Below are 11,827 nucleotides of genomic sequence, written 5' to 3'. Positions count from 1 at the left end.
TATCCAATAATGACAAAGAATCTTTCTGAATTGATTGTAAAACATTGAATTTAAATGCATCACTATAACTACGGTTCTTCCTTGGTATTAATCCATCTTCACCATAATAATTGTATAATCTAACCCATTTCTTAATACTGGATCTATGAACCATCTTTTTATTAGCTACAGATACACAGGAATTGTGCTGTTTGATAACTAATTCTACACATTCAAGCTTAAATGTGTATTCATACTTGACTTTTCTTTCCATAAAAATGCCCCCAAATAGTGTCTAACTTTTTGGGGGCAGTGTACTTTTAGGGCTTTTTTTATGGTTAATTTCTATTTAGATTAAATCCTATTTTTGATTTTAGGCATAAAAAGTTGTTGAAATGAATTTCGGGTTTAAGAAGATTAGAAGTACTTTTGAAAAAATTAAAATCCTATCCTCTTGAGAACACTTTTAGACCTAGAAAATTGGAACAGAAAAGAACATTTTGAATTCTTTAAACAATTTGAAGAACCTTTTTTTGGTGCCACCGTCGAAATTGATTGTACCAAAGCTTATGCTTCAGCAAAAATCTTAAAGACCTCCTTTTTCAGTTATTATTTATACCACACCTTAAGAGCAGCAAACACAATTGAATCGTTTCGGTATCGAATTGCTGATGATCAAATATACGTTTGTGATCAAATTAATGCTTCGGCCACCATTGGCCGTGAAGATGGCAGTTTTGGATTTTCTTTAATGGAATACAATTCTGATTTTTTAGTTTTCGCAGCAAGTAGCACCAAAGAAATAGAACGAATACAGACCACGACAGGACTTTTTACCCGAAACTTTGCCGATGATAATGTCATTCACTTTTCGGCGATTCCTTGGCTGGATTTTAGCTCGTTATCCCATGCCCGTAGTTATACATTTCCAGATAGCTGTCCTAAAATCTCTTTTGGAAAAATGAAAATTGCTGATAACGGAAAAAGAACCATGGCCATGTCTGTTCATGTGCATCATGCCTTGATGGACGGTTTCCATGTAGGTCAATTTGTGGATTGTTTCCAAGAGTTGATGAATCAGTAAAAAACAGGATTGAAAACCCTACCTCCTCGTATTTTTACACCATTGTTCAAGATTGATCTTAAAAAAAACCTTTATGTTTCCAATAGCTTTTCATCCCATATACCAGCATCCTTTGCCAGAAGGACATCGTTTTCCTATGCTGAAATACGAATTGCTTCCACAGCAATTAATTTATGAAGGAACAGCTACAACAACTGATTTTTTTGAACCTGAAATAAGTGATTTAGCCCCAGTTTTAGCCATTCACAAGCAAGAATATGTAAATGATTTGTTGCATCTGACCTTAAATGCGAAAGCAGCACGAAAAATCGGATTTCCACTTTCTAAGGAACTCGTAGAACGAGAATTAACGATCGCTCAAGGAACTATTATTGGTGCTCAAAAATCATTTGACACAAAAGTATCGTTTAATATTGCAGGAGGAACACATCATGCTTTCTCTACTCATGGAGAAGCTTTTTGTTTGCTCAATGATCAAGCCATTGCTGCTCAGTTTTTGTTGGATCACAAACTAGCCAAAAAGATTTTAATCATTGATTTAGATGTACACCAAGGAAACGGAACGGCTGCCATTTTTCAGAACAATCCGCACGTATTTACTTTTTCTACGCATGGTAAAACCAATTATCCTTTCAAAAAAGAAACCTCTGATTTAGATATTGCTTTTAATGATGGTACAAATGATGAGGAATTCCTGCAGACCATTGCAAGTGTAATTCCAAAGTTAATAGCAACTCAAAAGCCCGATTTTATTTTTTATTTAGCAGGAGTTGATATTCTAGCTACGGATAAATTAGGGAAGCTAGGCTGCTCCGTGGAGGGCTGTAAAAAAAGAGATGAACTGGTTTTTGAACTTTGTTCAAAACATCAAATTCCTGTGCAGGTTTCTATGGGTGGTGGCTACTCTCCTGATATAAAAACGATTATAGAAGCACATGCCAATACCTATAGAGCGGCAAGAGATATTTTTTAAAAAACTTTTCAGACCGTTAATGGATCAAAAAAATGCACGAACTTCCTTTGGAGAAATCCGTGCAATTAAAAGATTGATTCTATTTTCCTAAAAGCAACACCTCATTGGCAACGATTTCAGTTACAAAGCGTTTTTCGCCGTTTTTATCTTCATAACTTCTATGAGTAAGCTTTCCTTCGATACCAATTTCCTTTCCCTTAATCACATATTTTTCAATAATATCAGCAGTTTTTCCCCAAGCAGTAACCCGATGCCATTCCGTTTGCTCCACTTTATCACCGTTCTCTTTATAATAGACATCATTTGTGGCTATGCTCACGGTTGCTAATTTTTTTCCTCCGTCTAATGTTTTTACTTCAGGATCTTGACCTACTCTTCCGATTAATTGTACTCTGTTTTTCATGGCGTGTAAATTTATATATTAGTGTTTATAGTTTTTTGTTAAAACGTTCTTTCGAATCAACATTGCAAAGATGTGACAGGTTCAAAACTTTATTCGGTTGCTAACTATTTACTTTCGGTTGTAACTACTTGTAAACGTTTGTAAATGGAAATAAAATCGTTATATTTGGTAAAAATAAATTTTTATGCAGGCCAAAATTAATAAAGTAGAATTACGAAATTTAGAATTTGAAGATTACAAGCAACTAAAAAATTCAATGGTAGAGTCCTATCCGGAAATGGTAGGATCCTATTGGCGAGAACATCATATCGAAAAATTATTAAGTATTTTTCCCGAAGGGCAGTTAGTAATTCTTGTGGATGGAAAAGTGGTTGGCTCAGCACTTTCTCTAATTGTTGATGAAAGTTTAGTCGACAAAAATCACAATTACTCTGATATAACTGGAAAATACACCTTTTCAACACATAATTCAAAAGGAGATGTGCTATACGGAATAGATGTTTTTATTCATCCGAATTACAGAGGACTGCGTCTTGGTAGACGATTGTATGACGCTCGAAAAGAATTGTGTGAGCAACTGAATCTTAAAGCAATTGTCTTTGCGGGAAGAATTCCTAATTACGGACAACATGCCGATACGCTTACTCCAAAAAACTATATTGAAAAAGTAAAAAGAAAAGAACTACATGATCCAGTTCTTTCTTTTCAGTTGAGTAATGATTTTCACGTGATTCGGGTAATGAAAAATTATCTGGAAGGCGATACTGATTCTAAGGAATTTGCCGTCTTATTAGAGTGGAATAATATTTATTTTGACGAAAGTCCAAAACTAATAAATCTCGCAAAAAGCGTCATCCGCTTGGGATTGGTGCAGTGGCAGATGCGTCAACTAAATAATCTAGAAGCTTTGTTCGAACAATGCGAATTTTTTGTAGATGTCGTTTCAGGCTATGGAAGTGATTTTGCACTGTTCCCAGAACTGTTTACCGCACCTTTAATGGCGGATTACAATCATTTATCAGAAGCTGATGCAATACGGGAATTGGCCAAGCATACGGAACCGATTCACAAACGTTTTCAAGAATTAGCTATTTCGTACAACATCAACATCATTACAGGAAGCATGCCGTATTTAGAAAATGGTACGTTGTACAATGTTGGTTTTCTTTGCAAAAGAGACGGAACTTCAGAGATGTATGCCAAAATTCACGTTACTCCAAACGAAGTACAACATTGGGGAATGACGGGCGGATCTCAAATTAAAACATTTGACACCGATTGTGGAAAAATAGGAATCATGATTTGTTACGACGTTGAATTTCCAGAACTTTCCAGATTAATGGCTGATGAAGGAATGAATATTTTATTTGTACCGTTCTTAACTGATACTCAAAACGCGTATACCAGAGTCAAACACTGCGCACAAGCCCGAGCGATAGAAAATGAGTGTTACGTAGCCATAGCTGGTTGTGTGGGTAATCTTCCAAAGGTGAACAACATGGACATTCAATATGCACAATCAGCAGTATTTACTCCTTCTGACTTTGCTTTTCCAAGTAACGGAATTAAAGCCGAAGCCACTCCAAATACGGAAATGACACTGATTGTAGACGTAGATTTAGACTTACTGAAAGAACTTCACGAACATGGAAGCGTCCGCATTCTAAAAGATCGTAGAACTGATCTATACGACATCAAAAAGATAAATCCATGAATAAAACCTGTTTAGAATGTGGAGAAAAGATTGTAGGACGGGAAGACAAAAAGTTTTGTAGCGACGGTTGTCGTAACGCTTTCAATAATAAAATAAACAAAGACAGTACTAATTTTATGCGCAACATCAACAACAAGTTGCGCAAAAATTACCGCATTCTATCTGAACTTAACACCGATGGAAAATCAAAAACCACAAGGGCAAAATTATTAAGCAAAGGTTTTGATTTTGAATTTTTTACCAATATCCTCAACACTAAAACAGGAAATACCTACTATTTCTTGTATGATCAAGGCTATATGGTCTTAGATAATGATTTTTATATGTTGGTCAAAAAAGACATTTAATGCCCAAAATCTACCTAACTTATCATGAAAAAAGATTATTTTTCAATTTTTGCCGGTTTATTTATCTTCACAATTCTGGGGTTAATTTACTTTACAATGATGCCACAATGGACTTCAGATGAAGAAGGTTCTCTTACTGAATTTTCGACAAAACGAGCTCTTGACCAAGTAGAAGCCATCTCCAAAAAACCGCATTTTGTGGGTTCACAAAATCATGAAGTGGTTGCAAACTATCTTATTAGAGAGTTAAACAAGTTAGGACTGGAAACATCCATTCAGGAAGGATATACGCTTAGCGACTGGGGAAATCTCGTTAAGTCCAAAAATATCTTGGCCCGAATCAAAGGTTCCAATAATTCCAAAGCATTATTATTACTGTCCCATTATGACAGCGCACCACATTCCTATTCTCGAGGAGCCAGCGATGCGGGTTCTGGTGTTGCAACAATATTAGAAAGTGTTCGTGTTTTTTTGTACAATAAAACACCGCACAAAAACGACATAATTATTCTGTTTTCAGATGCTGAAGAATTAGGGTTAAATGGCGCTGCGCTTTTTGTAACCCAACATCAATGGGCAAAGGAAGTGGGCTTGGTGCTTAATTTTGAAGCTCGTGGCTCTTCCGGACCGAGTTACATGCTGATGGAAACCAACAAAGGAAATGCAGGATTAGTCAAAGAGTTCGCTGCTGCAAAAACCACTTTTCCAGTATCCAATTCCTTGATGTACAGCATTTATAAAATGTTACCTAACGATACCGATTTGACCGTTTTCAGAGAACAAGGCAATATTCAAGGGTATAATTTTGCATTTATTGACGATCATTTTAATTATCATACTGCCCAAGATGACATTCATCATTTGAACAAAAACACGTTAGCACATCAAGGGTCTTATTTGATCCCGTTATTAAATTATTTCTCAAACACTGATTTAAACACCACAAAATCCAGTGAAGATTATGTCTATTTTACTATTCCATATACTTTTATAAATTATCCTTTTAGCTGGGTTTTACCTATGGTAGTGATCGCATTGGTCTTGTTTATTTTCTTGCTATTTTTAGGAAGAGCCAAACGTATTTTATCTTTTAGGGAAATAGTCAAAGGATTTATACCGCTGTTAGGTTCTTTATTTGGATCTGGATTAATCACTTTTTTTGGGTGGAAATGCTTATTAATCATCTATCCGCAATACAACGATTTGCTCAACGGATTTACCTATAACGGGCATGCTTACATTGCTGCTTTTGTACTATTATCTTTAGCGATAAGCATGGTTTTTTATCATTTATTCTCAGCGCGAAAAGTAACAATCAATCACTATGTAGCGCCATTGTTTTTATGGATTATCATCAACGGAGTTCTAGCTTTTGTTCTACCCGGAGCAGGATTTTTGATTATTCCGGTGTACTTTGGACTATGTGTTTTTGGACTTTTTATTGTAACTCAAAAATCAAACAAATCAGTAAATCTCCTTTTTAGTATTCCTGCTTTACTGATAATAGCACCTTTTATCCAAATGTTCCCAATTGGTTTGGGATTAAAAGTGCTTTTTGGAAGTGCTATTCTTACGGTACTTACTTTTGGTTTACTGCTTCCCGTTTTTGGGGCTTTCGCCAAAAAGGGAATCTGGTCCATACTACTACTTTTGCTTTCCATTGGCTTTTTTGCAAAAGCACACTCCGAATCCGGTTATGAATTTGGAAAAGCCAAATCCAACAGCTTATTATACGTCTATAATGCCGACACGGACCAAGCGAGTTGGGCAACTTACGATATTAATCTAGACTCTTGGACTAAAGGCTATTTGGGTGAAAACCCAAAAAAAGCAACCAACTTGAACGAAACTCCTTTGTTCAGCAAATACAATTCTGGTTTTACATACACTGCGAATGCCCCTAAAAAAGACCTTCGAAAACCAAGTATTGAATTTTTAGAGGACCGAATTGTAGGCAATCAACGTTATGTGAAAATAAAAATTTCCCCGAACAGAAACGTCAATCGCTATGATGTTTTTGCCAATGAGAAAATGGCACTTCATAATTTCAAAGCGAATGGCGTAAGTACTTTAGGTCAGAAAAATTCACTTTATCAGCGAAAAGGGAAAAAAATAGTAAGTTATTATGTAGTTGGAAACGCACCATTAGAAATGCAATTTAGTTTTAATGTTTCAACTGCATTCGACATGGAACTGTTAGAAAGTTCATTTGATTTAGTGTCAAACCCATTATTTGAAATAACTAAAAGAGAAAACTGGATGATGCCAACTCCTTTTGTTTTAAACGATGCGGTGGTCATTAGACAAAAAATAAAAGTAAGTCCCGCGGTTGCGACACCTGTTATAGATTCAGTAATTGTTAAGCCCTATCGTAAGGCATTAATTCGTGTCATAAATGATAGTTTGAAAAATCTACCTCTGAGCGGTGACCCGAGATAGTTTCTAAATAATAACCGCAGATTCACAGATTTTTGAAAAATCTTTTTTTAATCAGCGAATCTGCGGTAAAAAAATAAAAAATGATAAAAATTAGTATTCTGGGTTGCGGCTGGTTGGGTTTGCCTTTGGCGAAAGCCGCATTAAAAAAAGGATTCTTAGTAAGCGGCTCTACAACTTCAACGGATAAATTAGCAGTATTAGACAAGGCAGCAATTGCTCCTTTTTTAATTACACTTTCAGAAAATAAAACTTCTGGGAATCCAACTGATTTCTTGGAAAATGCTACCATTTTAATCATCGATGTACCACCAAAATTACGTGGTCCTGAACAAGAAAACTATGTTTCTAAGATTAGGAATATAGTTCCATTTATAGAAAAATCGTCTATTGAAAACGTGCTTTTCATCAGTTCAACATCGGTTTATAATGATGATGAGTCTTTTGTTACTGAAGAAACAATTCCAAAACCAGATACCGAAAGCGGAAAACAGTTACTAGAAACCGAGCAACTTTTGCAAAATAACAGTCATTTCAAAACGACAGTGTTGCGTTTCGGAGGTCTCATTGGCGAAGACCGTCATCCTGTCAAATTTCTGGCCGGTCGTGAGAATTTAGATAATCCTAATGCACCGATTAATTTAATTCATCAGGAAGATTGTATTGGTATTATCTTAAAAATTATAGCCAATAATGCTTGGGATGAAACCTTCAATGCGGTGGCTCCAGCTCATCCTGCCCGAGAACTATATTACACACAAAAGGCTAGGGATTTGAATTTAGCTTTGCCAAAGTTTAATTCTGAACGAAATTCTGTTGGAAAAATAATTTTAAGTGCTCGTTTAGAAACGGTTTTAAAGTATATTTTTGCGAAACCAAATTTGTAACGTGAGAACTAAAATTAAGAATGCCGTTTCGTCAAAAATTAGCGCCATTGGATTGCCTATTTTGGCTTTGTGCTGGGTCAGTTTTTTTTGGGGAACGACATGGATCGCTTCAAAGGAAGGTGTAAAACACATGCCCGCCTTGCAACTTGTCGCAATCAGACAATTCTTAGGAGGCTTCCTCTATATTTCCTATTTTTTATTTAAAAAAACACCATGGCCCAAGGGAAAACAATGGAAAACCATTATAATTCTAAGTATTCTTAATTTTGTTTTAAGCAACGGATTGAGCACTTGGGGTGTCAAGTATATCAGTAGTGGTTTAGGAGCAATAATTGGCGCTTGTGTGCCTTTATGGATTGTGATCATAACATTTTTCAGAGGAGAACGATTGTCCAGATTATCCGTTATGGGATTGATTATCAGTTTTAGTGGTGTTTGTGTTATTTTTTACGACCACTTGAGTGATTTTTTGATTCCAAATTTCAGATTCGGAATAATTATTTCCGTAATTTCTACATTGACTTGGGCTTTTGGAACGTTGTACACGAAGAAAAAAGCGGCCACTTTTAATCCTTATTTTAGCTTAGGAATACAAATGTTTTTGTCGAGTATTTTAGTTTTTGCCTATACTGGCGCAACCGGAATTTCTGTAAGTTTAAGTGAAATCCCAGCAATTTCCTGGTGGTCTATTGCCTATTTAGTTGTTTTTGGTTCCATCCTTACTTTTATTGCTTTTATTTATGCGCTCCAAAACCTTCCTGCTGAAATTAGCAGTGTTTATTCCTATATTAATCCCATTATTGCGGTGCTTCTTGGTGCTTTTATCTTTGGAGAAACACTTAACGCTGCCATTGCTATAGGCGGAAGTGTTACGTTGCTTGGATTGTATTTGGTGAATTATTCGTTACGGAAAGGACGAAAAACCAGTATTGAAACCTTGTAAAAGCAAAAATCCCATTCGACTCAATTTTAGACCGAATGGGATTTTTTATTATTATTTTAAAACTGATTACCAGATTCTAACTCTTTTTTCAGGTGCAATGTACATTCCGTCATTTGCATTGATATCAAACGCTTTATAAAACGTATCTATATTTTGCAAAGGTACATACGCACGGTACATTCCTGGAGAATGCGGATCCGTTTTTACTTGGTTTTTCAATGCTTCATCACGCATTTTTGAACGCCAGATCGTCGACCAAGAAATAAAGAAACGTTGTTCTGGAGTATATCCGTCAATTAATCCTGGATTTCCGTTTTCTTTCAGGTACAACTGTAATCCATCATAAGCCGCGTTTACACCACCTAGATCTCCAATATTTTCACCCAATGTAAATTTACCATCTACGAAAGTTCCTGGAATTGGTTCCAAAGCGCTGTATTGAGCCGCAAGTGCTCCAGTCAAAGCGGAGAATTGTTTCAAATCTTCAGCAGTCCACCAGTCTACTAAGTTTCCATCAGCGTTGTAACGGGAACCTGAATCATCAAAACCATGAGATATTTCATGTCCAATAACCCCACCGATTCCACCATAATTTACGGCTTCATCTGCTTGGTAATTGTAAAAAGGCGGTTGCAAAATAGCTGCCGGAAATACAATTTCATTGTTTGATGGGTTGTAATACGCATTTACCGTTTGTGGCGACATTCCCCATTTTTCTTTATCAACAGGCTTGTTCAATTCGGCTAAGTTCTCCTCAAAACGCCATTTGGCCATGTTTTTTGAGTTGTCAAAATAGGTTCCACCTTCTTCTGGACTTTTGATCGTCAAGGCTGAATAATCTTTCCATTTGTCAGGATATCCAATTTTAATTCTTGATTTATGCAATTTAGCAAGCGCGCTTACTTTAGTTTCTGCAGACATCCAAGATAAATTATTGATTCTGTTTTCGAAAGCCAAGAAGATATTTTTAATCATCTTTTCCGCTTTTACTTTGGCTTCAGCCGGGAATTTTTTCTCCACATATAATTTCCCTAAAGCTTCACCCACCGTACCATTGATCGTTTGCAACGCTCTTTCGTCACGTGGTCTTTGACTTACAGCACCCGTTAAAGTTCTACCGTAAAACTCCCAGTTGGCATTTTCAATTTCAGTTGATAATTGGCTCGAAGCTCTGTTCAACAAACTCCAACGCATATACGCTTTCCAATCTTCTACTTTATTTTCTTTGAAAATAGTTTCTAAAGCGGTCATGTATTTAGGTTGTGATACAATCACGGTATCTACTTTTGTCAATCCAATTTTTGTGAAATAATTGTTCCAATTGATTGACGGCGTTAGTTTAGTCAATTCAGCCAAAGTCATTGGATTATAAGACTTACGACGGTCTCTGCGCTCTACTCTATCTAACCTTGGTTTAGACATTGCAGTTTCAAGCGCCAGAATTTTCTCTGCATTCGTTTTAGCAACGGCAGGTTTATCACCTAAATATTGCAACATTTTGGCAACGTGTAAAACATATTTCGCACGTTTTTCTTTAGAATCTGCATCATCAGAAACATAATAATCTCTGTCTGGTAAACCTACGCCACCCGGACCTAAATTAATCACGTTTCTACTGCTGTTCTTCGCATCCGTTCCTACGCCAGCACCCATAAATCCGATGCCACCAATAGGTTCCATTTCAATTAATAAGGCTTCTAAATCTTTAGCGTTTTTAACCGCGTCAATTTTTTTAAGATACGGTTTCAAAGGAGCCATGCCCAACTTATTTCTTCCTACAGTATCTAAAATAGATTTGTATAAATTAATGGCTTTCCCTTGATCGGTATTCGATTTGTAGCTTGGATTTGTTGTGGCTTCTTTTAAAATTGCCAATGCATCCGCATCTGTTCTTTGACGCAATTCGTCAAAACTACCCCAGCGGGTTCTGTCTCCTGGAATTTCCGTATTGTCCAACCAAGTTCCATTTACATAACGAAAGAAATCGTTGCTGGGTTTCACGTTTTTATCCATGTAATTCACATTGATTCCCGGTTCTTTAGCTGCCGGGGCAGTCTGAGATTGACCCACCGCAAAGCCCATGATTGCGGGAATCACAAAAAGCAATTGCTTATTGCTACTTTTTTTCATTTTTTTTAGTTTTTTAGTTATGTTAACAAAGCTATTAATAAATAATGTGACTTTTAGTTAAAATCAATTATTTACTAAAACATCTTTATTAGACTTCAAACGCACCACAAGGTTTAATCAGAAAAGACAAAATTTTATATTCTTTTTTTTAAGAAGTCAATCCAAAACAAGATTGTGTTAATTTGAATTAAAAATAAATCCCGTTTTCGTATTTTTGCATTAAAATAATACTATGTCCGAGTTTTTAAAAAAATACCGTCTGTTTTTAGGCGTTTTCATTGTTTTTTCAATCATTGTTTTGTCCTTGTTTTATACGGCTTTAAAGCCAAAGAAAATGCTTCCCATTTACAATCCTGCAGATGTGAATCCGGAATTAGTAGATAGTACTGTTCAGTATAAAAGCAAGTACCACACGATTGCTGATTTTTCCTTTACTAATCAAAACGGAAAAACTATTACCCAAAAAGATTACGAAGGTAAAATATATGTAGCTGATTTTTTCTTTACCACTTGCGGCTCCATTTGTCCTAAGATGACCACTAATTTGGCCGATATTCAAAAAGCGTTTGCCAATAATCCAAAAGTGAAATTATTATCGCACACCGTTTTTCCAGAGACTGACAGTGTTTCCGTTTTAAAGGCTTACGCCAAAAAACACCATGTTGATGATAACAAATGGAATCTAGTTACCGGTGACAAAAAAGAAATTTATACGATGGCCAGAAAATCCTATTTAGCTGTAAAACTGGGAAAACCGAGTGAATTGTACGATATGGTTCACACCGAAAATTTTGTTTTGGTAGACACCAAAAGGAGAGTTCGTGGTTTTTATGACGGGACCAATAAAGAAGACATGAAACGTTTAATAGAAGATATTACTTTTTTGAGCAACGAATAAGAAGTATTCAAACAGATTCCTGTTTTTATAAAT

The 11,827-nt window shown here is 35.9% G+C and carries 11 protein-coding genes; 8 read left to right on the top strand and 3 right to left on the bottom strand.

Going from position 1 to position 11,827, the window contains the following annotated elements; genetic code table 11:
• On the bottom strand, nt 1-253 hold a 253-nt coding region (locus E0F91_RS18170), incomplete at its 3' end, for a helix-turn-helix domain-containing protein (protein ID WP_132065327.1).
• Nucleotides 254-433: 180 nt separating this feature from the next.
• Between E0F91_RS18170 and E0F91_RS05520 the strand changes: the two genes are divergently transcribed.
• Both E0F91_RS05520 and E0F91_RS05515 read left to right on the top strand, forming a co-directional pair.
• Nucleotides 434-1,063 (top strand): chloramphenicol acetyltransferase, encoded by a 630-nt coding sequence (locus tag E0F91_RS05520; protein WP_132065326.1) that lies wholly within the window; start codon nt 434-436, stop codon nt 1,061-1,063.
• Nucleotides 1,064-1,136: 73 nt separating this feature from the next.
• The gene (locus E0F91_RS05515; RefSeq protein WP_132065325.1) at nt 1,137-2,036 is read left to right on the top strand and encodes a histone deacetylase family protein; all 900 of its coding nucleotides are present in this window, start codon (nt 1,137-1,139) and stop codon (nt 2,034-2,036) included.
• A 79-nt stretch (nt 2,037-2,115) separates the two neighbouring features.
• On the opposite strand, the gene E0F91_RS05510 is transcribed toward E0F91_RS05515, so the two are convergent.
• Nucleotides 2,116-2,439, bottom strand: a complete 324-nt coding sequence (locus E0F91_RS05510) for a single-stranded DNA-binding protein (RefSeq protein WP_132065324.1) — start codon at nt 2,437-2,439, stop codon at nt 2,116-2,118.
• A 184-nt stretch (nt 2,440-2,623) separates the two neighbouring features.
• On the opposite strand from E0F91_RS05510, the gene E0F91_RS05505 reads away from it, so the two are divergent.
• The 5 genes from E0F91_RS05505 (at nt 2,624) to E0F91_RS05485 (ending at nt 8,766) form a co-directional block, all read left to right on the top strand.
• A complete protein-coding gene (locus E0F91_RS05505) occupies nt 2,624-4,153 on the top strand; it encodes a bifunctional GNAT family N-acetyltransferase/carbon-nitrogen hydrolase family protein (protein WP_132065323.1) in 1,530 nt (509 codons plus the stop codon).
• A complete protein-coding gene (locus E0F91_RS05500; RefSeq protein ID WP_132065322.1) occupies nt 4,150-4,500 on the top strand; it encodes a hypothetical protein in 351 nt (116 codons plus the stop codon). The genes E0F91_RS05505 and E0F91_RS05500 overlap by 4 nt, the downstream gene beginning before the upstream one ends.
• Before the next feature lie 96 nt (nt 4,501-4,596).
• A complete protein-coding gene (locus E0F91_RS05495) occupies nt 4,597-6,939 on the top strand; it encodes a M28 family peptidase (RefSeq protein WP_132065337.1) in 2,343 nt (780 codons plus the stop codon).
• A gap of 80 nt (nt 6,940-7,019) precedes the next feature.
• Nucleotides 7,020-7,823, top strand: a complete 804-nt coding sequence (locus E0F91_RS05490; protein ID WP_132065321.1) for an SDR family oxidoreductase — start codon at nt 7,020-7,022, stop codon at nt 7,821-7,823.
• A 1-nt stretch (nt 7,824) separates the two neighbouring features.
• Nucleotides 7,825-8,766, top strand: a complete 942-nt coding sequence (locus E0F91_RS05485) for a DMT family transporter (RefSeq protein ID WP_243698843.1) — start codon at nt 7,825-7,827, stop codon at nt 8,764-8,766.
• 66 nt (nt 8,767-8,832) lie between these two features.
• On the opposite strand, the gene E0F91_RS05480 is transcribed toward E0F91_RS05485, so the two are convergent.
• Nucleotides 8,833-10,896, bottom strand: coding sequence for a M13 family metallopeptidase (locus tag E0F91_RS05480; RefSeq protein ID WP_132065320.1), 2,064 nt, complete (start codon nt 10,894-10,896; stop codon nt 8,833-8,835).
• Between the two features lie 232 nt (nt 10,897-11,128).
• Between E0F91_RS05480 and E0F91_RS05475 the strand changes: the two genes are divergently transcribed.
• On the top strand, nt 11,129-11,794 hold the full coding sequence (locus E0F91_RS05475) for an SCO family protein (RefSeq protein ID WP_132065319.1): 666 nt from the start codon (nt 11,129-11,131) through the stop codon (nt 11,792-11,794).
• Nucleotides 11,795-11,827: the final 33 nt, after the last annotated feature.

The organism is Flavobacterium sandaracinum (assembly GCF_004349135.1).
Lineage (GTDB): Bacteria > Bacteroidota > Bacteroidia > Flavobacteriales > Flavobacteriaceae > Flavobacterium > Flavobacterium sandaracinum.
This window is presented reverse-complemented; position numbering and strand designations above follow the sequence as displayed.

Coding starts and splice junctions, on each gene's coding strand:
- E0F91_RS05515 (WP_132065325.1), top strand. CDS start 1,137: ATGTTTCCAATAGCTTTTCATCCCATATACCAGCATCCTTTGCCAGAA.
- E0F91_RS05510 (WP_132065324.1), bottom strand. CDS start 2,439: ATGAAAAACAGAGTACAATTAATCGGAAGAGTAGGTCAAGATCCTGAA.
- E0F91_RS05505 (WP_132065323.1), top strand. CDS start 2,624: ATGCAGGCCAAAATTAATAAAGTAGAATTACGAAATTTAGAATTTGAA.
- E0F91_RS05500 (WP_132065322.1), top strand. CDS start 4,150: ATGAATAAAACCTGTTTAGAATGTGGAGAAAAGATTGTAGGACGGGAA.
- E0F91_RS05495 (WP_132065337.1), top strand. CDS start 4,597: ATGATGCCACAATGGACTTCAGATGAAGAAGGTTCTCTTACTGAATTT.
- E0F91_RS05490 (WP_132065321.1), top strand. CDS start 7,020: ATGATAAAAATTAGTATTCTGGGTTGCGGCTGGTTGGGTTTGCCTTTG.
- E0F91_RS05480 (WP_132065320.1), bottom strand. CDS start 10,896: ATGAAAAAAAGTAGCAATAAGCAATTGCTTTTTGTGATTCCCGCAATC.
- E0F91_RS05475 (WP_132065319.1), top strand. CDS start 11,129: ATGTCCGAGTTTTTAAAAAAATACCGTCTGTTTTTAGGCGTTTTCATT.